Consider the following 21,468-nt stretch of genomic DNA (forward strand, 5'->3'; position numbering starts at 1 on the left):
TGATATGCTCAGCACATTCGTAAATAACAACTTCATTTTAAGGATTTAATTAATGAAAAAAATTAAATTAATAAGCTTTTTTGTATTCTCTATTATATCTTCTATGAGTATGGCAGAAACTATTTCCGCATGGGGAGGCACTGTATCAGAAGCAGAAGCTAAAATAGCGAATATAGCCAAGGAGAAGAACTCTAGCTATGAAATAACAACATCAAGAATGGGTAATTATTCTTATGTTACTGCTAAGTTAACTGAAAATAGAAAATAAATAGTTTTACCCCAGTTTATTTAATATATGTATTTCAAATAGAAAAAACTAATTTTTAACCATAAGGATATTACTATGAAAATCATTAAGAATATAATTCTACCTATTGGAATACTATCTTCAATGCTAATAACACCTATAACATCTTTTTCTAGCACACCACCATCATACACAGTCTATAAAAATGTTGAAAAATCAAACGCACAAAAAGAAGTTTTAGATGTGATTATGAAATATCAAAAAGCATTAAATGCAGGTAATACCAAAGAAATTATTTCATTATATGCCAATGAAAGTTATTCTCAATGGAATAACTTACTCACCGCTGATTCAAAAGAAAAGAAAGAAGATCAATACAATAACTTGTTTAGTAAAGAGAAATTCAACACTGACTTTGCTATTGATACTATATGGGTTGATGGAAATACCGCTTTTGTAAGAACTCATCATCATAATGGTTCGGTAGTAACAGATACTAAAGAACAGAAAACAATTCTTGATTTAAATCGTGAGGTATTTATCTTGCATAAAGAAAATGGTGAATGGAAAATTATTTTATATACATTCAACACTAATCCTCTACAGGGTGTAGCATAATATAATAATAAATACTGTATATAGGGGATACACTCTATATACAGTATTTCATTACAATTAATTGGCGGTTATTAACAGCATTCATAATTCAATATTTTTATATTAAAGAAAAAAGACGTATGCGTGTAACTAATATAAATTTAATATTAGCATTCAACGCTATTAAATAGTTTAGACACTTCTTTAATACACCATGTCTTTGCTTTCCCCATAGTACCTCTATGCCAACCAACTACAATGTTAGAGTAGTGATTAAAACCATTATTAACTATTTTAAGCTTACCATTTTCAATATCATCTTTAACTTTCCAATATGGCATCGTCGCTACACCTAATCCATCTAATAGCGCCATTCTCTTATCTTCAAGATTAGAAACAGTTAAACGTTTTTGCTTATCTAATATATGTACAGATAATGCAGTATTTGTAGATGTAGTATCCGCAATCACAATACCACTATAATTAATAGGATTGGGTTTTTCATCTTTATGGATAGAATGCTCAGGTGCAGCAACATATATATGTCGCATCTTACTTAACCGTTTGCAATTAAACTCTGATGATTTTTTAAATCCTCTATCTGAAGATATCACTATATCTGCTTTCCCTGTATCTAATAATTCCCATGAACCGGATAACACACCTGTCAATATTGAAACTTGAGTTCCTGATATAGCATCTAACTTATTAATTAAAGGAAATAGTATTTTAGAGGGAATAGATATTTCACAGACTATAGTAAGATGAGACTCCCACCCATTAGCTAATGCCTTAACATCTAGTCGTATTTTTTCTGCTTCGTTTAATAATAATCGACCTTTTTCTAATAATAATCGACCAGCCTTCGTAAATTTTACTCTGTGCCCTGAACGATCAAATAAAATCACGTTAAGGTCATCTTCCAATTTTTGCATTGAGTAACTAAGGGATGAGGGTACTTTTCCCAACTCATTTGCAGCGGCAGCAAAACTACCATGCTTTTCAATGAAATCCATAATACGTATAGCATCAAGCGTTAAAGCATGCTCATGTCTCATATAACATTATCCCTAAATTCATCAACCAATCTTAGTTAGTATTTGTGAGTTAATCCCCCATTTAGATTTGAAAGGGAGCTATATGTTATTAGTCTTTTTATTTAATTTACTAAGAAAACTAATGTTTGTACATCTTAAGTTAAATATCATTTTTAGACTATCTTTTTTACTTTAAAAAACAATACTATACAACCCATGTTCTAGAGAGGCTCTAGGCCCCGCACCTTAACCCAGTAATCAACTTAAAAATAATCGAATAGCCCTCAGTTTTACCATAACCAAATCATTTTTAGCTGTTTTCTCTGAATGTATAGCAGAACCTCGATTTTTATTTAACTTTACAAAACCACCTTGAAACCTACCTAACCGGTGGTCTACAAGCTCCGCGGGATATTTTTTCCCCGATAATGCTCAATTAATAATGACCCCAAATAAATTTAAATAAAAAAATAGCGGGATATTCCCGCTATTTTTTATCATTTTATTTAGTCAATTTTCTTATCTGCTACTTTCAATGTTTGATAAATATAATGACGATAGCTCTCTAACAAGCGTTTATCTTCACAGTCATCCAATTTACCATTACACAAATGACGCATTTTAATGTTAGCTTCATAGAATGGTGATACTTTGAGATTAGCCCGCTCTAATAACATACCGCCAAGGAAAGTGATGTCAGTGAGTGAACCTGTTTTAATACTATTACCTGATTTTAAATTATCTCGCAGCGTAAATTGGGTTATAAATGCCGGATTAACAAACTCAGATTGGTATTGATTCAAACTGATCCCCGGCTGATGGTCTCCAAAATACAGGAACATCAATGGACGTTCACGCTTTGCCATAAAATCAACGAAATCACGCATCGCCTTATCTGAAGCAACGATTTTTTCCATATAATGGCTAAACTCACCAGCTGAATCAGCATGTTTCACTTTGCCTTTTAAGCCATAATCATCACTATGGCTTTCTTTATAGGGCCCATGTTCATACATGGTTAATGAGAAAATAAATACCGGTTTATCGGTTTCTTTGGCTAAGATTTCTTTGGCATACTTCAGCATATCATCAGTGCTGATAGTCCATAGATTATCTTGTAATTTGCCTGGATGGCCTAATTCTTGTGGTTGAATAATACGGTCGACGCCTAGCATTTGATAGGCATGTCCTGAATGATAAGCACCACGGTTAAAAGGAGTTAAAACCACCGTGTAATAGCCATTGGCTTTCATCTCTTTAAATAGGCTATTATTAAGGTGATCGACAATAAAATAGAATACCCCACTCTTCTGAGAGCCAAAGTCATCGCTATTCAGCCCTGTCAATGCAGCAAATTCAGATAACCACGTCCCACCACCAAAAGTTTGCACTCGCATCGCACTATGAGCAGTCAATTGATTATCTTGTTGGAACATAAATAAATCGGGTAGTTCTGTTCCTTCAGGTAATTTATAGATATTAGGATTTACGGTTGATTCTTGAAGCAATAATAAGATATCAGGCTTTTCTGTAATATCACTGTTAGGTAGGGTGACTGAGGCGGCCTGTTGCAGGAAATAATCTGATGAGCCTTTAATTTGTGGGGATTGATACACTGAATTTTTCGCTGACATCACTAAATTAGTGACAGTACCGCGACCTTTCGGTAATGTTTCTGTCCACTCATTATAATAATGTGATGCAGCCAAACTTGCGCCAAAATAACCGCCAATACCGAGAAGTATTCCAAGTAAACGCCAAGAAAAAGATTTAGCAGGACGTACTAAGCGCCAGCTCAAGATCCCATTAATCACCAATAAAATTAACAAGCCTATTAATGCAACTCCCGCTAACCAATAATGACTTAACGTACCCATATTGGAGGTATCCGTCATAATATTGATATCCGAGTAGAAAAGTTGCTCTTTATAATAATGAACTTTGAGTTGGTTAAGAAATTTAACAATGATGAATAATGTACTGGTGACGATAGCAGAGAATAACCATCTCGCTGTAATAAGGTAAAGTACACCAAATATTACCGCGTAGACACTTATTGAAACTAGCGCTGGGTAGATTACGCCGCTTTTCTCGAATACCAAAAAAAGTGAAGCAATAAAAATCAGCATCAGATAAACAGCGGAAAAAATTCTTTTCTTCATCGGGTTTACCACAAGATAGATAAGTCACAACGGCCTTAACCAATAAGGTCGCACAAACGACCATTGTAACTAATTTATGTGGTAAATATATTCGGCAAAGATGCCTTTACAAAACTAATTTATGCACTGAATCTATTCGATAAAAATATCTTTATCACGCAAAAAGTGCTCATCCCCTTTACGCCGCGTAAAACCACTCTTATCAAAAAACTCCAGTATTTGAATCGCAAGCTTACGGCCAACACCCAGTTCATTACGAAAATCAGCAGCAGTGATCGCACCTTTCTCAATACAATAATGTAAAATCAGCTCAGCAAATTGCTCGATTTGTTCACGGCTATAATAGCGATCACGTACAATCGCAGTCACCAGTCCCATTTGCGCTGCTTTTTTCATTACACTACGCAGGACTCCCTCATCATGCTTAGTTTCTGCGGCCAAATCACGTACCCACCATGAATCCGCCCGAGGAAACAACCCTGAAACTTGCTGCCAAATTTGCTGTTGCTCACGGTCAAACACTAACCCATGCTGTGGCATATGTAACCAGCCACGAGTTTGCTTAATACGTTCATCAATAAGCAGTTCATTAATCAATTTAAATACTAATGATTCACTCATTGTTGGTAGCGCCATTCTTTTTAAACGCGCTTTACTGACGCCAATTTGATCGCTGTGTACTTCATGAAAGTCTTCCAGTATCTGCACTAATCGTTCTTTCGCAACCTGCGCTTTAAATGCTGATAATGCCAAATTTCCTACACGAACTAATTCAACCTGTGATAGTAAATTTTCGAGAGCATAGGACGTTAATTGACGAGACCATCCATAACCATTGAGATCTAATTCACCATTGGGCAACTGCAATTTTAAATGGCTCAGCTCATCTTTCGCTGCACACAGACTGCGTAACCATTCAATAAATTCAGGTTGTCTTTTACCTCGACGAGGGGAAACTAAGCGGATCACTCGCGCCGAAGCAAGGGTTTCACGAGCGCTAATATCACGAAGAATCAGCCTATCGTCATCTACCAGCCACAAAGGTGTATCAAGGATCAGCTCGGCTAATAATGGCGCCTTTCCTTGCTCCGTTAGCAACGAAACGCGTCCTGTAATATGACTCGCGCCATGATAAAGGTGCACGGGTTGCCAATGTTTAATCACCGAGTCACACGTTAATTCAACAATCACCCTTGTCGCCGCAGCAAAAGGCTTCTCAGACAACAACCAATCACCTCGGGTGATATTTGTTTTATCAATATCCCCTGCAAGATTTAATGCAACACGATCGCCTGCTTGCGCGAACTCAGATTGTTGATTTTGCCGGTGAATTCCTCTCACACGCACTACAGAATCGGCTCCCGTTAGCCATAACGGTTCATTCAATGCAACTTTGCCCGCTAAAGCGGTGCCCGTCACCACGATCCCCACACCTTTCACATGAAAGACACGGTCAATAGCGAGACGAAAACGTTGCTGTTGATTTTGATGATCGGCAGTTTTCTGATGCAGTTGTTGTAAATACGTCTGTAATTCAGGGATGCTACGGCCTTCATTTGCAGCAGTAATAAATAAAGGGGTATCGAACCAGCCTTGGCGATGTAGTTCAGCTTCTACATCAAGCGCGACCTCTGTTACTCGCTGTTCATCAACGCGATCCGCTTTGGTTAAAACAGCCGTCACACATTGGCAACCCGCTAAACGCAAAATCGCTAAATGCTCTCGCGTTTGCGCCATAACGCCATCATCACAGGCAACGACAAGCAATGCATGATTAATCCCCCCCACGCCAGCTAACATATTACCTAAAAATTTTTCGTGGCCGGGAACATCAATAAAACCAATAGAGCTACCATCGGGCTGAGGCCAATAGGCATAGCCTAAATCAATGGTCATGCCACGTTTTTTTTCTTCAGGTAAGTGAGCAGTATTCACCCCTGTAATAGCTTTAATTAATGTAGTTTTACCATGATCGACATGGCCTGCGGTGGCAAAAATCATGACAATAACACCTGTAACAATCCATGCTCATCGTCTAAACACCGTAGATCAAGCCATAATTTGCCGTCTTTAATTCGCCCAATCACTGGTTTTGAAGACTGACGCCAACGTGTAGCGAGTAAGGCTAATGAGTTTCCACGTCCATCAAATGGCGTGAAAGTCACAGCATAGCTAGGTAGTCTATCTACAGGCAATGAGCCACTGCCTATTTGAGAGAGACAGGGTTCCATTTCAACCACAAATTTATCGCCATAAAAAGCTTGCAATGAAACAATCAGTCGTTCTGCTCGTACCTTGATTTCATCGGCACTGCGTGTCAACCAACGCAATGTTGGCAGTTCAGTAACCAACTTTTCAGGTGTGAGATAGAGCTTTAATGTAGCCTCTAAGGCTGCTAACGTCATTTTATCCGCACGTAACGCACGTTTTAGAGGATGTTTTTGAATTGCGTCAATCCACTTTTTCTTACCGAGTATGATCCCTGCTTGCGGGCCACCCAGTAACTTATCTCCCGATATTGAAACAAGATCGACACCTTGTGCGAGATAAGTTTGCGGCATAGGTTCGGCGGGCAAACCGTAAGCAGTCATATCCACCATCGAACCACTACCCAAATCAATGGCTGTTGGTAACTGATGTTGCCTACCTAGCTCCGCCAGCTGTTCACCTTCCACTTCAGCAGTAAAGCCCTCAATACTGTAATTGCTGGTATGCACCTTCATCAATAATGCAGTTTGATCATTGATAGCATTTGCATAGTCACGTAGATGAGTACGATTAGTTGTGCCGACTTCGACTAATTGGCATCCTGCTTGTGCCATCACATCCGGAACACGGAATGCCCCGCCAATTTCCACTAATTCACCACGAGAAACAATGACTTGCTGGCCTTTTGCTACCGTTGCTAATAACAGTAGCACCGCAGCAGCATTGTTATTCACAATACAAGCATCTTCCGCACCGGTGAGCTGACAGAGTAAATCTGCCAATGCGCGATCACGATGCCCTCGCGTTGCACCATCAAGAGAATACTCCAATGTGATTGGAGAGCTCATCACCTGATTCACTGCCATAATCGCAGGCTCTGCCATTACCGCACGCCCGAGATTAGTGTGCAACACGGTCCCTGTTAAGTTAAATACTGGTTTTAATGCGCTTTCTTGCAATAACCCATGCCGCCTAACTAATTCTGCCACCCAATCATTATGCCACTGAGGTAATTGCTCATGTTGTTGGATAAATTCACGTGCTTGCTGTTGCATATCACGTAACTGTTCAGTCACCCAGTGGTGCCCAGACTCAACAACAAGGTTTTGTACCTCATCAAGCTGAAGTAGTTTGTCGATAGCGGGAAGCTGGCGATATAAGGCGGCAATAGAGTCGTCGGCCATCGTGATTACTCTCTTATTAGTGACTATTTTTCGCCAGGAAATAAAAATGGATTAATACTACTACGAGCAAAACCTTCTTCTTCCATGCGCGCATCTAGGATGATAGAGGCTAAATCATCAGCAACGGCTTCGACTTTCGCTTCTTTCTCTTGATACAGAATTTTTAAATAACTACCGCAATCACCACAGCTTTCAGCTTTTACTGCGGCATTTTCATCATCAAGCGACCAATAATTAAGATCACGAGTTTGTTCGCAGTTGCTGCATTTTACGCGCACCATATGCCACTCAGTTTCACATAAATTACAGTGCAAATAACGCAAGCCTTGTGATGTACCAATTTGTACAACACTCGATACAGGCATGCTATTACAAACAGGGCAGTAGTGACGATGATCGCCATGTTCCGCACGTGCTTTACCGGGTATTTGTGCTGCCATTTGCGCCCAATAAACCGATAATGCCGCCCAAACAAATATAGATTTATCGGAAGGCACCTTTTCAAATTGCTCACTTAACAACGCGGTGGCCATTTCTTCCAGTTCACTCTCTGACGCTTTGTCGAGATTTTCTAACGCAGGGCGTGCTGAATCAGGTACGACTGGCAATAATTCAGCAATGATGGCATGTAAAATGCTATGCCAATGGTTGGTACGAGGGAAGGTTTTAGCATCTAATGGTGGATTGTTGCTTGCCATTGAACGTGTTAACACTGCGCTCATATCAATCTCAAGGGGATGATCATGCTGCGCATTATGTTGTGCCATTGCCACTTCCGCTGCAAACTTAAGATAATCTGCAAAAGGATGCTCTCCCGCGGCCAGTTCTTTTAATCGTTCAGCGCGTCGTTGATAGAGACTTTTTAAATTTGGGAATAGAACAGGAGGGATAAAACCAATCCCTTTTTCTTTTAATCTTTCTTGTCCTAAATCTTCTTTAGGGACGATACGAATACCCATCGCATTGCTCTCTTTTAAATTTTTTAAACGACTTGTCCGAGGCCATGGTAACCACTTCCTCGGATTTATTGTGCGTATTTTATGCTTATACCCCAAATAATTCGAGTTGCAGTTAGGTGACAAGTGAAGATAGACGGGGGAGCATAGATAAACTCTATGACTCGGCTAGCTGAACGTAGTCAACAACACTGCAACTTGAAGAGTTTCGGGTATATCAGCAAAAATTGCTGTTATCTACTACTCAGGATAAAACAAAAGTGGCTGAGTAGCTACTTTGTTGCCTTGGTGACGAACCGTTTCTGTTTTTATACTGATGGAAAAGAGTAAAGTAAGATAACGCTAATGAAGTCACTCCCTAACATAGATTATGCAATATAGATCTATTTCATAAATCTCAACTATACTGCTCTAATTATTCATTTTCTGAGAAAAATTAACGTCATCTACTCTTTTTTTAAGTTAATTATCCTGCTCTAACGAAACTTTTTGATCTATTAACATAATTAAATTAACCTTAAGTTAAATTTAATTATGCTTAAGGAAAATAATTGTGGTGAAAAAATACGACCCAACATGGAGTGGGTACATGGGAGATTACCTTAAAGGTAATGTTGGTGTTAACCGATTAAAACCACAACATGAGTATTTTGATGTAATTGGTGTTACGGAAGCCTTAAATGGTAATATCCAGTATGATGCCTTGATTACCACAGACGAAGCCACTGGGATCCTCTATGATATTAAGCCCCCAGAAATTATAAATCCATATGATAGAGAAGCTAAACTGAAAGAACGAGAACGAAGAAATAACCCGTTTATGAAAATCTTTAATGTGACTGATCCCTTTTCACCTTATGCGGGTACCCTTCGTGACGCTCCTGATTTATATGTTTTAATTCGTGAATTTGGGCGCTTAGGAATTACAGCAACTGAGTATGTTGGTCCTAATGGAAATCGATATATTCGCATATCAGGCTATGCAGGTGTAAGACGAATAGTAACAGGGACTCGATATGGTGCAGCTCATCCAACTATGCTAACGATGGGGATCGGGCAACAAGGATTAGAAGCGAGCATTGCTAATGGCATTCGTTTTTGTCTTGTTTTTTCTGCTATTTATCGGGGACTTGAATGGTTTTTTAAAGATGAGTATGCCTTTGCTGATTTTCTCGGCAATATCACGGTTGATATGGCAAAAACGGCTTTAATAGCAGCAGCATCATGGGGGATAGGTACTTTCTTACTTGGTACAGCTTTGTTGGGAGGGAGTATTATCGCAGTTGCTGGAATTGTTTTTGTCGTTGGGTTTGCTGTTGCTATTGGATTAGAATATTTAGACAATAAATATCAAATTAGTGAAAAAGTGATTGAACTATTAAAAACAAAATGGAAGAGAGAAGTTAAACCTACCGCTGATATACATAAAGCGCTTCATATATGGCCTAAGGGGTGATTATGCCTAAATGGGCGATGATATTAATGGGTAGTTTACTTTTTATTATATGTGTTTTAATTAGCATATTGATATACAGTTATACTTTATCATTATTTCAAATGAAAGATGTTATTGTATTTTCAGGGCCTATTGCTATGTGTGCGATAGGTTTTCCATCCGTACTCTATGTACTCGGTGGTAGTGTATTTTCTCTGGTATTCAACAAGATCCCCAAATATAATAAAATAATAGTTAAATACTTAATGTATTTATTATTTGCTGGTATCGTTAGTGGTCTGCCCATCGGTTTGATTGTCCACGTTGTGCTTAAAAATGATGGATACCAAACCTGTGATAAAATATCGTGGATGTCACCGACAACTTATGTAAAAGAAATCTCTTTATGCAATTAGTATTTCATGATTAATCCGTATATAACTCTATATTGAAAAGGAATTTTTATGGCAGAACCTATTTATTTAACATTAACGGGCAAAAACCAAGGCTTGATATCTGCTGGATGTTCAACAATTGATTCAATCGGAAACCGTCATCAAATTGGTCATGAAAACGAAATTCAAGTCATTAGCTTAAATAGTGGTTCATTTCGAGTTCAAAATGCAGCTTATCAACCTGTCATGTTTACTAAATTAATCGATAAATCCTCTCCGTTACTTTCCGTTTCACTAGATAGTAATGAGATTTTAGAGGCGATATTTATATTCTATCGCACAAGCCGACATGGGCAGCTTGAAAAATATTATGAGATTAAGCTTACGGGTGTTTCATTGATTGAAATTTCAGATATATTCCCGGACTCAATAAAAGATAATGAATCAATACCACACCAACTTATTCAAATGAAATATGAATCTATATCAAGGCGTCATTTGATGGCAAATACATCAAGCTACAGTATTAATAGTGATATGGTTAAGTAAATCTTATCATCGATATAGTCACTTGTTTATTTTATTAACAGACTGGCTCACCAGTCTGTTAATATCATAAAAAATAAATTAATAACCTTCTTTATATTTCACTTAATTAGAATCGATAGATAACCCGCTATTCTCTTTTGAGAAATGACGTCCCATGGTAAAAATTAAGCATAATGGGATTAACGTTACTAATAATGCATATTCTCTGGCGTAATCTGCTAACATAGCCATCATAAAAGCACCACCCGCAAACCCAAATAGGGTCAAAAAGTAACAATAGCTTTTATACAGCGCTTCTCTTCTTTCTTGGCCTTTAAAAGCAACAGATTCCGCTAATGAGCTAAACCCTAACTGCACATTTAAAGTCACTGCAATATTACCATATAGCATGCCGTTAATTTTATGGAATGCATTACCCTGCATACCAGCAATAAAGGATAAGGCCCACACAGCATGGAAGCCGCTTGCCTCGACTTTATAAAAATAAATATAAGCGATCAGCAACAAAATTAGGATGATTTCTAATGATAACAGCGTGAATGTCCACGTTTTTTCATTGGTATTGTATTTATAACGTAACCAAGCCAATAGCATTGCCCCTGCACCAAATGCAAAGATGGTAATGATATACGGAATAATTGCCGCTAAACCATGTTTGGCGAATTCATAGCCTAACATAATGATGTTGCCTGATTGGAAAGTGGCAAACGATTTAGTGGTGAAAAAAGCATAACCATCTAACATACCTGATGTAATGGCTAATAAAAAAGCAATTGTTGGCAATTGCATAAAGGGGATTTTGGGTGTTGGTGTTGTCATAATTATTTAACCTAAAAGCAAATCTCTAAATAATTCAAGTGACAGGTAGTCAGTGAGCGTAGCGTAGTCACCTCCCCTGCAACTTGAAGTATGACGAATATAAAAAATAAATACTCCCTGCGAATTGGCAGAGAGTATTTTTCAAATATCATTTTTAAAATTAAGCTGTTAACGGTGGAAACCAAATCGCCTGCTGACCACTAATCAAGCGCTCTTGATTAATCCATGTATAGGGGGCAGGTACTTGTGCTTGTAACCTAACATCCCCTGCATCACGCTCAGCCGTCAAGGTTGGCGTTAGTACTACGGGTTCTGGCCCATAAATTGCTGCTGACGTAAAATCACGATCATGTCGGCCGCCACATACCACCCATAGCTGATTTAACGTCGCGATAGCATAGGGTATAAAATCAGCACGCCCAGTCGGTGGGTTATCAACAGAGAATAAATGGCTTTCGATTTCAACACGTAAATCACTCGGTAGCCCTGCTGGAGCTGCAATGATATCGGCACGTAACGTGCTGTATAAGCCACCGAGTTCTGGAACTTCTAATTCATGGGCCGCAGCTAATGCAATGCGCCCAATTGGTGTTGATGTCACGCTAACTGCATTACCCGCACTCGCCCAGCCTTTATCGCGTTCATTAAGATGTGTTACACGATATCTTGCTAAAATTTCTCCCGCAGGCCCTGCCAATACAACGGTATGATATAACTTATCGACGTCGATCTCAGGGTAGCTACCCACGACATATCCCTTACCAGCGGCGGCGATCTTGGTAATAGTTTGTTCAAACGTTCCGCCTTGTTTCTCTGCATGTGTCAGTAAAACGTTTGGATCATTGGTGTATGGCAATGCAGATAATTCAGGCAGTACCAACAGCTCATTTTCACCCACGGTGGCAGTATCAAGACTAGATGTTGATTTATCCCATTGGGCTGCAATCAATGTTGTTTGCACTTTTGTGGTCGTTGCATTGATATCCGTTGGGCTGCGGTGGAAAGCCAATGTCGGGAAATACAATTCAGGGCGACGTTTTGCCAGCAATGCTTCTCGCTGTTTGTCGGCCTCATCAAGAGAGATAGTTGCACAGAAAATACCGTTCAAGCCTGGCTCTAATTCAAGCGGGCTTAAAACTGGCGATTGTGCCACTTTATGACCCGAAGGCGCCCATACACTTGAACCACCGTTATAGTACAGTTGCCCATGAGTAATTGGATTGGTTTCAATACCACTGCGTGTTGCACAAACGACCCATGCACCATTAAATGCACTCATATGCTGCACATGAGCAACCGTGGAGTGATCCCCTAGCATCTCAGCAGGCGTCGCATTCGGCATCATACGGTCAGAAACTGAGTGCCAACCAATGATTTGCGCGCCTTCTAACGCTGCCAAACGTACATATTGCCAATAGGTATCATCGTAACAAATTAATAATGCAATACGGCCAATTGGCGTATTAAACGTTTTCACTCCTGTATTACCCGGCGCAAACACTTTTTGGTCTTGGGAGTTCAAACCTATTTTACGATATTTACCAATAATACCTTCTGGACCCATCAATACCGCTGAGTTATAGGCTAATCCAGTATCCGTATCGCGTTCAGCAATACCAACGCTCATATACATACCCGTACGTGCGAGTATCGGTAAGATCGCTGCCGTTGTTTTGCCGGGTATGGTGTCGAGATAAGGTGCCAATTCCGCAGAATCAGAAAATAAATAGCCGCTCACTGCCGTTTCAGGGAATACCGCATAGTCGACCCCTTGCTCTGCAACTTTTTCCGCCGCCTCAGCTAAGCGACGAATATTGCCATCTAAATCTCCCCAAGCAGGGACAAAATCAACAGCGGCAACTTTACTGCTTTTTTTAATTATTACATTGTCCATATTATTAACCCTTAATATAAATAGGCAAATAATGGATGAGCAAAACCCGCTCATCATTATTATTGATAAGATATTGATGTGTCTGATTGGGTTATTTAATAATCTTTATACTCGATAATAATTCGTGTTGCAGGTAGGCTGAGAGCACAACGGAATACAGCTCCCTACCTTAACTAAAAACCTGCAATTAGAAATATGTCGAATATAATTAAATAACTTTTTTATCTTTCATATTTGCTATTTGTTGATCGCTATAACCCAGCTCTTTAAGTATTTCATTATTATGTTCCCCCAAAAGTGGCGCACTTTTAATTTCAGGCGTAAACGATGAAAACTTCATTGGACAGCCGACAGTCAAATAATGCCCACGTAATGGTTGTTCGACTTCAACAATGGACCCACTGCCTCGTAAAGAGGGATCATCAACTAACTCTTTCATACTTAATACTGCGGAACATGGCACACCGAACTGATCGAAATAGTCGGTTAATTCATGCTTATCTTTATCTTTAGCAATTTCTTCGATGGCATCCCAAACATCTTGGATATGGCTAGCTCTTGCTTCTGTCGTGACAAAAGCAGGATCCGTTTTCCATTCAGGTTTACCAATTGCATCACAGGTATTTTCCCAATTATGATCTTGGTTAATAAAATAAATATAAGCATTGGGGTCGGTATCACTGCCTTTGCATTTCAGCATCGTACCCGGTTGTCCACCTCCACTTGCATTACCACCACGTGGAACGGCATCACCAAAAGTTCCATTAGGATATTGCGGGTACTCTTCTAAAAACCCCAACTTTTCGAGTCGTTGTTGGTCGCGTAATTTAACGCGGCAAAGATTCAATACCGCGTCTTGCATTGACATGGTCACGCGTTGCCCTTTACCCGTTTTTTCTCGTTGTAATAATGCAGCCAGTAGACCAATCAGTAGGTGCATACCTGTATTGCTATCCCCTAAAGCAGCCGAACTCACAACAGGTGGACCATCAGGGAAACCCGTTGTCGATGCTGAACCACCCGCTGCTTGTGCCACATTTTCATACGCTTTGACATCTGCATAAGGTGAATTTTCATTAAACCCTTTAATCGAGCCAAAAATCAGTCGCGGGTTAAGTTGCTGAATGATTTCCCACGTAAACCCCATATGATCAATCGCCCCCGGATGGAAGTTTTCAACCAGTACATCGGCTTGGCGGATCAGCTTTTCCATCACCTCTTTGCCTTCTGGCGTTTTAGTATTCAGTTCTAAGGAACGTTTATTACTGTTCAGCATGGTGAAATAAAGCGCATCTACATCTGGAATATCTCTAAGTTGACTGCGTGTCACATCACCAATACCCGGTCGCTCAATTTTTATGACGTCAGCACCGAACCACGCTAACATTTGGGTACAAGATGGCCCTGATTGAACGCCAGTAAAATCCAGTACTCGAATACCATCTAATGGAAGAGGAAAAGCCATAATCACTCCTTAATTTGCTAGCGATATGAAACTTATTAAATGCTTCACATCGGCCGATTTATGCGACTAAACGTGCGATATAAATCCACAATGGCGCCGCAATAATGAAACCCATCACACTGACCGCTAATGATGCGGTTCCTGTTCGGGTATACACATTAAATCGGCTCGCAATAATGGTTCCTGAGAATGCAGGTGGAAGCGCACCGGCTAATACCATCATTTGTAATTGTGTCGATTCCATATGGAATAATAGTCCAGCAATTAACATTAAACCTGGCATTAAAATCAGCTTCAGCATGGTGTTATAAATAATCTCACCATCGAATTCGAATTTATTTGCTGCCAATGTCAGTCCTGCTGCGAATACCGCCACCCCAGAGTTCGCTTTAGCAATTAAGTCGAATGTTGGATCCCAAACATCAGGAATTTTAATTCCGACGAGGACTAAAACGGTCGCTAATATTGGTGACCAAACAACGGGTTCTTTAAAGGCAGAAATAAGCGCACTCATACCACCGCCGCCTTTTTGCCCATTAGCGCTGCCTGGGTTAAGTAGAAATAGGCCTATTGGGATAGTAATTGCGTTAACGATAATTGAAATAATCGCAACCACTAGGCCGGTAGAAACCGTATCACCATAAATAGGATCTAAGACTGCGAAGCCAAGAAAACCAATCGTTGGTGAACCAGCAATTAAGGCACAAACTGCGGCTTCTGGGCGCGAATGTTTAAAGAATTTTTTACAGCTAAAGAATGTGAAAAAGAAACACAGCAGCAGAACAACTAATGAAATAATCGTAAGTTTCATGTCAGCAAAAATCATGTCGCGATTTGCACGAACTAATGAAACAAATAATGCCGCCGGTAATGCGTAGTTTAATACTAGTTTATTAAATGCTTTTGCTTGGTCATTAGTAAATACGTTACGTCGACCACTCACGTACCCTAATACCATAATGATAATTATGGGCAATAAATCGCTCATAAATATCTTGAACATAAAATCCGTCATTAGACTCACCTTTTTTGGGCAAAAAGCGTCCTAATGCCACTTATTAACTAAGTGGCATTACGTTTTTATTTAATTGAAAAGGTTGTTTAGTTTTTGACAACCGATTTAGGATTTAAATTACCTATGTGACCACTTTCAGTGCCTACCGCAGGGTCAATCACCACATTAATCAATGTTGGTTGGCCCGAAGTAAGGCCTGCTTTTAAAGCCTGTTGGATTTCATCAGGTGTGGTTGCGTTATAACCAATACCGCCGAAAGCCTCGATCATCTTGTCATAACGAGCGCCCTTCATGAACACGGTTGGACATGGGTCACTGTCACCATGCAAGTTAACGCCATCACCACGGTAAATACCGCCATTATTGAAAATCAAGATAGTTACTGGCAGCTTATAACGGCAAATAGTTTCAATTTCCATGCCACTAAAGCCAAACGCACTATCACCTTCAATTGCGACTACAGGTTTGCCACTGGTTACCGCTGCGCCCACTGCGTAGCCCATACCAATTCCCATCACACCCCAAGTACCACAGTCTAAACGCTGACGTGGTTTATACATATCGATGATATTTCGTCCATTATCGAGGGTGTTTGCCCCTTCGTTCACAACATACACATCTTTGTGATCGACCAGCACATCACGAATAGCACGCAGTGCATTGAAATAATTCAATGGTGAAGTATCAGTATTCAGCTTAGCGGCCATTTTTTCGCTATTCACTTTTTTGATATCATCGATACCCGCCATCCAGTCATTCGGGGACTTAACTGGGGTTGATTTCAAGCCAGCAAGTAACGCTTCAATACTTGAATAGATGTCACCAACAATAGGCGCGGCAATTGGACGGTTGCTATCAATCTCTGTTGGCTCGATATCTAACTGAATAAATTGTGTTTCTGTTGACCAATGCTTACCTTTACCATGATCGAGCAGCCAATTCAGACGTGCTCCCATGAGCACTACCACGTCTGCATTTGATAATGCATGAGAGCGTGCAGCTGCCGCTGATTGTGGATGATCATCAGGTAATAGCCCTTTCGCCATTGACATTGGTAAATAAGGAATACCTGTTGTTTCAATAAATTGACGAATACTTTCATCTGCTTGTGCGTAAGCCGCACCTTTACCTAAAATAATCAACGGGCGTTTTGCCGCCGCCAATAATTTAAGGGCTTTATCGACTGATTCGGGTGCTGGTAACTGACGAGGTGCAGGATCTTCCACAGTAAAGATAGTTTTATCTGCTTCATCTTTATCCATTACAGCTGCAAGTACTTCTGTGGTTAAATCAAGGTACACGCCTCCCGGACGACCTGAAATAGAAGCACGAATAGCGCGAGCTAAAGCAATACCGAGGTCTTCTGGTTTATTCACTCGATATGACGCCTTAACAAAAGGTTTCGCGGTATTCATTTGATCCAGCTCTTCATAATCGCCTTGTTGCAGGTCGATAATGGCTCTATCGCTAGAACCACTAATTTGGATCATTGGAAAACCGTTAGTCGTCGCATTGGCTAACGCCACCATACCATTTAAAAAGCCGGGGGCAGATACTGTTAAACAAATACCAGGTTTTTGGGTTAAATAACCGCTAATAGCTGCTGCGTTACCCGCTGATTGTTCATGACGAAAGCCAATATAGCGGATGCCTTCTGCCTGCGCGTGACGCGCCATATCGGTGACAGGGATCCCCACAACACCATAAATTGTGTCGATGCCATTCTTTTTCAGTGCATCAACGATAATATGCATTCCATCGGTCAAGTTTTGTGTTTGATCGGTCGACATGTCCACCTCATAAAAATGTAAATCGTGTGGAGGGAGCTTAAATAAAGCTCCCTAATAGAGAATTAAATTGCTTTATTAGTACGCATAGATGCAATTTGCTCTGCGCTATAACCCAATTCAGTTAATACTTCATCTGTATGTTCACCTAACAACGGTGCACTCTTAATTTCAGGGGTAAATGAAGAAAACTTCATTGGGCAGCCCACAGTGAGGTAAGTACCACGTTTTGGCTGCTCAACTTCCACAATACTACCGCTATCACGCAATGACTGATCACGTGCAATCTCACGCATACTTAGTACAGGTGCACAAGGCACACCATATTTGCTCAAATACTCAACGGCTTCGTGTTTGTCTTTATCCGCTAAGAATTTTTCAATTTCAGCAAAAATATCAAAGATATGTGGCTGACGAGCTTGTGGAGTGCTGTATGCGGGATCCGTTGCCCACTCAGGCTTGCCGATCGCCACACAAGTTTGTTCCCAGTCTTGCTCTTGAATAGTGAAATAAATGTAAGCGTTCGGGTCAGTTTCCCAGCCTTTACATTTTAGGATCCAGCCCGGTTGACCGCCGCCGCCAGCGTTACCACCACGAGGCACTGCATCACCAAATTTACCGTTTGGATATTGCGGGTACTCTTCGAGATAACCCACTTTTTCTAAACGTTGTTGGTCACGTAATTTGACTCGGCAAAGATTCAATACCGCGTCTTGCATCGACATGGTCACGCGTTGCCCTTTACCGGTTTTTTCACGATGTAATAACGCGGCCAATAAACCAATCAGCAAATGCATACCGGTATTACTGTCACCAAGAGCTGCCGCACTGACTAATGGTGGGCCATCCCAAAAACCTGTCGTTGAAGCCGCCCCCCCCGCAGCCTGAGCAACGTTTTCATAGGCCTTAACATCTGCATAAGGTGAATTTTCATCAAATCCTTTAATCGAGCCAAAAATCAAGCGTGGGTTAAGTTCTTGAATATGTTCCCAAGTAAACCCCATATGGTCGATAGCACCTGGATGGAAGTTTTCAACCAGCACATCGGCTTGCTTGATCAAACGTTCCATGACTTCCTTGCCTTCTGGTGTTTTAGTATTCAATTCAACAGAGCGCTTATTGCTGTTCAGCATGGTAAAATAAAGCGCATCTGCATCAGGAATATCTCTTAGCTGATTACGGGTGACATCCCCCACACCGGGGCGTTCAATTTTAATTACATCAGCACCGAACCACGCTAACATTTGGGTACAAGATGGCCCTGACTGTACACCGGTGAAATCGAGTACTTTGATACCTTGTAAAGGAAGATCCATGAATTACCTCATTATTTAGCTGTCGTAAATGGAATTGAATATTTATTTAGCTGCGGTGAACGTCATTTCAAAAAGGATAATTTTTATTAGAATATTTCTTATTAAAAAATAATGATTTACACCGTTATAATAAATATCTCACTTAATGTCTAGAAAGCTAATATATTGAAGTTCAATTATTTAATTATTCTAATCTAGTAATATTTATAGGTTATTAATATTTTATTCATTCACTAATCGAGCATACTGCTATTGAATTATTCTAAAAATGGCATTATTGATTGTTCTGATATGATAATTTAAAATCCAATTAAGAAAGTCTTATTTAAACCATCCTTTTAAAATGCCATAATATGAGCATCTATAAACGATCAATAGCAAAAAAAAATACCCTTATAAATCAAAATAACGTAATTTAAGGAGCATCTTTAAATGATGGATATTTAAATTATACTCAACAATAAACACATTATTATTGAATAGCATTCAAATATTATTTATTTGAAGTTAAACACAACAATATTCCGTAATTACCTCGTAAAAGGACTATGCCAAATCGACTCCAGAAAATTAATTATTATAATTAAGTAATAATAAAATGATTTTATATATCTTTATTGCATTATATTCTAGGCACAGCCAAGTGATAATTAAACGAATTACTAGGTGTAATGAGTCACTCGTGAACCTGAAATCAGCATACCTTAACAAAAAATACGACAACGTGAAGAATGCCGCGTAATGAATATTAAAAAACCCACAAGCAATATTGCCTGTGGGTTGATAACTAGTTAACAATTAAAGAATTTAGTTCTTCTCTTGTTGCTGCTGTTTTTCTTTTTCGACGATTTCACGATACCAACGTGGATGATGTTTCTTCGCCCAGCCACGTGTTACCCAACCTTCAACCATCGCGCGAACTGAGCCTTTCACCCAAATTGCGGCATAAGCATGCACCACAATCATGATGATTAACGCAATCGCAGACAGAGAGTGCACCATAATCGCTGCACGGTAAATTGGGATAGAGAAAAAGTCAGCGAAGTAAGGACGCCACATGATCACACCACTTACCGCCAACAGCAGTAAACAGATAGTCACCACCCAATACACCCCTTTCTGACCAAGGTTATATTGCCCAACGTCACCTGCTTCTTCATTCTTCAGGACTTTACCGATATTTTTCGCCCACTTAATATCTTCTTTATTGATAAAGTTATGGTGAAAATAACGGAAAAACATAAAGATAAACAACAGGAACATCGCCGTACCGACAAATGGATGCAGGATCCTAGCCAGTTGTGGTGTACCCAAAATGTTCATAAACCAGTTGAGTGATGGGAAGAAAAACCCCAACCCACTAATGGCAGTGAACAAAAAGCAAATCACAACCGCCCAGTGATTGATCCTTTCAATCGGCTTATGGCGAATAATTTTTTCATTATCCTGCGGTATCATTTTTGATCCTCCCCTTCAACTGACTTTGAAGTCTCAGAAGTCGTTGAGTTCTGAATATCTTTCAGAGCCTCTTCTTCTTCCTTCTTGGAGACGCGGTTCGGACCAATACCCACATAGTGGAAGATGGCCGCCGCAAAAGTTGCAGCAAAACCAACCGCTGCTAACGGCTTCCAGATACCTTTCCAGAAAGTGACTGTCGGGCTAATGGTTGGGTTTTCTGGCAAGCCATGATACAACTGAGGCTTATCAGCGTGATGTAGAACATACATCACGTGTGTACCACCAACGCCTTCAGGATCATACAGACCCGCGTTGTTGTAACCGCGTGTTTTCAGTTCAGTCACACGATCAGTTGCCAGCGCTGTCATATCCTCTTTAGTACCAAAGTGGATAGCCCCTGTTGGGCAGGTTTTCACGCACGCAGGCTCTTGACCAACTTCAACCCTATCGACACACAGCGTACACTTGTATGCACGGTTATCTTCTTGGTTGATACGTGGCACGTTGAACGGACAACCCGCAATACAATAACCACAACCAATACAATGCTCTGATTGGAAGTCAACAATACCGTTTTTGTACTGAACAATTGCGCCTTCTGATGGGCAAGCTTTTAAGCAGCCGGGATCATAGCAGTGCATGCAGCCGTCTTTACGGATCAGCCACTCGAACTTGCCATTTTCTTCCACTTCAGAGAAACGCATGACAGTCCATGACTTAGCGGTTAAATCAGTTGGGTTATCATAAACCCCAACGTTTGTACCGATCTTGTCACGAATATCGTTCCATTCAGAACAGGCAACCTGACACGCTTTACAGCCGATACACGTTGTTACGTCGATCAGCTTCGCCACTTCTTCCTTATAGTCCCGTACTTGCGCTGGGGGCGTCAGGGAATTGGTGGCGGAACGACGAATAATGTCCTGTGATTGCATTGACATAAT

At 40.1% G+C, this 21,468-nt stretch carries 18 protein-coding genes; 5 read left to right on the forward strand and 13 right to left on the reverse strand.

Annotated features, from left to right (window positions below; genetic code table 11):
- The first annotated feature begins 52 nt into the window (after positions 1-52).
- Together JI723_RS19730 and JI723_RS19735 are read left to right on the forward strand one after the other, a co-directional pair.
- On the forward strand, positions 53-268 hold the full coding sequence (locus JI723_RS19730) for a DUF1471 domain-containing protein (RefSeq protein ID WP_337979678.1): 216 nt from the start codon (positions 53-55) through the stop codon (positions 266-268).
- Between the two features lie 75 nt (positions 269-343).
- Positions 344-865: a YybH family protein gene (locus tag JI723_RS19735; RefSeq protein WP_272580813.1), complete on the forward strand. Its 522-nt coding sequence runs from the start codon at positions 344-346 to the stop codon at positions 863-865.
- A gap of 146 nt (positions 866-1,011) precedes the next feature.
- Here JI723_RS19735 and JI723_RS19740 read toward each other — a convergent pair whose 3' ends face one another.
- The 5 genes from JI723_RS19740 to fdhE all read right to left on the reverse strand — a co-directional run bounded on the left by JI723_RS19740 (position 1,012) and on the right by fdhE (position 8,394).
- Positions 1,012-1,902, reverse strand: a complete 891-nt coding sequence (locus JI723_RS19740) for a LysR family transcriptional regulator (protein WP_272580814.1) — start codon at positions 1,900-1,902, stop codon at positions 1,012-1,014.
- Between the two features lie 485 nt (positions 1,903-2,387).
- Positions 2,388-4,043, reverse strand: a complete 1,656-nt coding sequence (locus JI723_RS19745; RefSeq protein ID WP_337979679.1) for an LTA synthase family protein — start codon at positions 4,041-4,043, stop codon at positions 2,388-2,390.
- Between the two features lie 132 nt (positions 4,044-4,175).
- Positions 4,176-6,044: a selenocysteine-specific translation elongation factor gene (gene selB / locus JI723_RS19750; RefSeq protein WP_337979680.1), complete on the reverse strand. Its 1,869-nt coding sequence runs from the start codon at positions 6,042-6,044 to the stop codon at positions 4,176-4,178.
- Positions 6,041-7,435 (reverse strand): L-seryl-tRNA(Sec) selenium transferase, encoded by a 1,395-nt coding sequence (gene selA / locus JI723_RS19755; protein ID WP_070929861.1) that lies wholly within the window; start codon positions 7,433-7,435, stop codon positions 6,041-6,043. The genes selB and selA overlap by 4 nt, the downstream gene beginning before the upstream one ends.
- Before the next feature lie 23 nt (positions 7,436-7,458).
- Positions 7,459-8,394, reverse strand: a complete 936-nt coding sequence (fdhE, locus tag JI723_RS19760) for a formate dehydrogenase accessory protein FdhE (RefSeq protein WP_070929860.1) — start codon at positions 8,392-8,394, stop codon at positions 7,459-7,461.
- 550 nt (positions 8,395-8,944) lie between these two features.
- On the opposite strand from fdhE, the gene JI723_RS19765 reads away from it, so the two are divergent.
- Genes JI723_RS19765 through JI723_RS19775 form a run of 3 tightly spaced genes read left to right on the forward strand, consistent with a single transcriptional unit; the run spans position 8,945 to position 10,770 of the window.
- Positions 8,945-9,847 (forward strand): hypothetical protein, encoded by a 903-nt coding sequence (locus tag JI723_RS19765; RefSeq protein WP_337979681.1) that lies wholly within the window; start codon positions 8,945-8,947, stop codon positions 9,845-9,847.
- A 2-nt stretch (positions 9,848-9,849) separates the two neighbouring features.
- On the forward strand, positions 9,850-10,242 hold the full coding sequence (locus JI723_RS19770; protein WP_070929858.1) for a DUF1240 domain-containing protein: 393 nt from the start codon (positions 9,850-9,852) through the stop codon (positions 10,240-10,242).
- Positions 10,243-10,290: 48 nt separating this feature from the next.
- A complete protein-coding gene (locus JI723_RS19775) occupies positions 10,291-10,770 on the forward strand; it encodes an Hcp family type VI secretion system effector (RefSeq protein WP_319068075.1) in 480 nt (159 codons plus the stop codon).
- A 102-nt stretch (positions 10,771-10,872) separates the two neighbouring features.
- Here JI723_RS19775 and JI723_RS19780 read toward each other — a convergent pair whose 3' ends face one another.
- The 8 genes from JI723_RS19780 to fdxH form a co-directional block, all read right to left on the reverse strand.
- Entirely contained in the window at positions 10,873-11,589 is a 717-nt protein-coding gene (locus JI723_RS19780; protein ID WP_070929856.1) for a YoaK family protein, read from the reverse strand.
- Between the two features lie 160 nt (positions 11,590-11,749).
- Positions 11,750-13,483 carry a nitrilase-related carbon-nitrogen hydrolase gene (locus JI723_RS19785; RefSeq protein ID WP_337979682.1) on the reverse strand — a complete coding sequence of 578 codons (1,734 nt, stop codon included), beginning with the start codon at positions 13,481-13,483 and terminating at the stop codon, positions 11,750-11,752.
- A gap of 208 nt (positions 13,484-13,691) precedes the next feature.
- Entirely contained in the window at positions 13,692-14,948 is a 1,257-nt protein-coding gene (frc, locus tag JI723_RS19790) for a formyl-CoA transferase (protein WP_070929854.1), read from the reverse strand.
- 58 nt (positions 14,949-15,006) lie between these two features.
- The gene (yfdV, locus tag JI723_RS19795; protein WP_139158727.1) at positions 15,007-15,951 is read right to left on the reverse strand and encodes a transporter YfdV; all 945 of its coding nucleotides are present in this window, start codon (positions 15,949-15,951) and stop codon (positions 15,007-15,009) included.
- Positions 15,952-16,049: 98 nt separating this feature from the next.
- Positions 16,050-17,753, reverse strand: a complete 1,704-nt coding sequence (gene oxc, locus JI723_RS19800; RefSeq protein WP_337979683.1) for an oxalyl-CoA decarboxylase — start codon at positions 17,751-17,753, stop codon at positions 16,050-16,052.
- A gap of 62 nt (positions 17,754-17,815) precedes the next feature.
- Positions 17,816-19,066 (reverse strand): formyl-CoA transferase, encoded by a 1,251-nt coding sequence (frc, locus tag JI723_RS19805; protein WP_070929851.1) that lies wholly within the window; start codon positions 19,064-19,066, stop codon positions 17,816-17,818.
- A gap of 807 nt (positions 19,067-19,873) precedes the next feature.
- Positions 19,874-20,524 (reverse strand): formate dehydrogenase cytochrome b556 subunit, encoded by a 651-nt coding sequence (gene fdoI, locus JI723_RS19810; RefSeq protein ID WP_070929850.1) that lies wholly within the window; start codon positions 20,522-20,524, stop codon positions 19,874-19,876.
- A complete protein-coding gene (gene fdxH / locus JI723_RS19815) occupies positions 20,521-21,465 on the reverse strand; it encodes a formate dehydrogenase subunit beta (protein ID WP_070929849.1) in 945 nt (314 codons plus the stop codon). The genes fdoI and fdxH overlap by 4 nt, the downstream gene beginning before the upstream one ends.
- Between the last annotated feature and the right edge of the window lie 3 nt (positions 21,466-21,468).

Source organism: Providencia manganoxydans, from assembly GCF_016618195.1.
In the GTDB taxonomy this organism is placed as follows: Bacteria; Pseudomonadota; Gammaproteobacteria; order Enterobacterales; family Enterobacteriaceae; genus Providencia; species Providencia manganoxydans.

Coding starts and splice junctions, on each gene's coding strand:
- fdhE (WP_070929860.1), bottom strand. CDS start 8,394: ATGGGTATTCGTATCGTCCCTAAAGAAGATTTAGGACAAGAAAGATTA.
- JI723_RS19740 (WP_272580814.1), bottom strand. CDS start 1,902: ATGAGACATGAGCATGCTTTAACGCTTGATGCTATACGTATTATGGAT.
- frc (WP_070929851.1), bottom strand. CDS start 19,066: ATGGATCTTCCTTTACAAGGTATCAAAGTACTCGATTTCACCGGTGTA.
- JI723_RS19785 (WP_337979682.1), bottom strand. CDS start 13,483: ATGGACAATGTAATAATTAAAAAAAGCAGTAAAGTTGCCGCTGTTGAT.
- yfdV (WP_139158727.1), bottom strand. CDS start 15,951: ATGTTCAAGATATTTATGAGCGATTTATTGCCCATAATTATCATTATG.
- fdoI (WP_070929850.1), bottom strand. CDS start 20,524: ATGATACCGCAGGATAATGAAAAAATTATTCGCCATAAGCCGATTGAA.
- JI723_RS19780 (WP_070929856.1), bottom strand. CDS start 11,589: ATGACAACACCAACACCCAAAATCCCCTTTATGCAATTGCCAACAATT.
- fdxH (WP_070929849.1), bottom strand. CDS start 21,465: ATGTCAATGCAATCACAGGACATTATTCGTCGTTCCGCCACCAATTCC.
- JI723_RS19730 (WP_337979678.1), top strand. CDS start 53: ATGAAAAAAATTAAATTAATAAGCTTTTTTGTATTCTCTATTATATCT.
- JI723_RS19770 (WP_070929858.1), top strand. CDS start 9,850: ATGCCTAAATGGGCGATGATATTAATGGGTAGTTTACTTTTTATTATA.
- frc (WP_070929854.1), bottom strand. CDS start 14,948: ATGGCTTTTCCTCTTCCATTAGATGGTATTCGAGTACTGGATTTTACT.
- JI723_RS19735 (WP_272580813.1), top strand. CDS start 344: ATGAAAATCATTAAGAATATAATTCTACCTATTGGAATACTATCTTCA.
- selA (WP_070929861.1), bottom strand. CDS start 7,435: ATGGCCGACGACTCTATTGCCGCCTTATATCGCCAGCTTCCCGCTATC.
- JI723_RS19745 (WP_337979679.1), bottom strand. CDS start 4,043: ATGAAGAAAAGAATTTTTTCCGCTGTTTATCTGATGCTGATTTTTATT.
- selB (WP_337979680.1), bottom strand. CDS start 6,044: ATGATTTTTGCCACCGCAGGCCATGTCGATCATGGTAAAACTACATTA.
- JI723_RS19775 (WP_319068075.1), top strand. CDS start 10,291: ATGGCAGAACCTATTTATTTAACATTAACGGGCAAAAACCAAGGCTTG.
- oxc (WP_337979683.1), bottom strand. CDS start 17,753: ATGTCGACCGATCAAACACAAAACTTGACCGATGGAATGCATATTATC.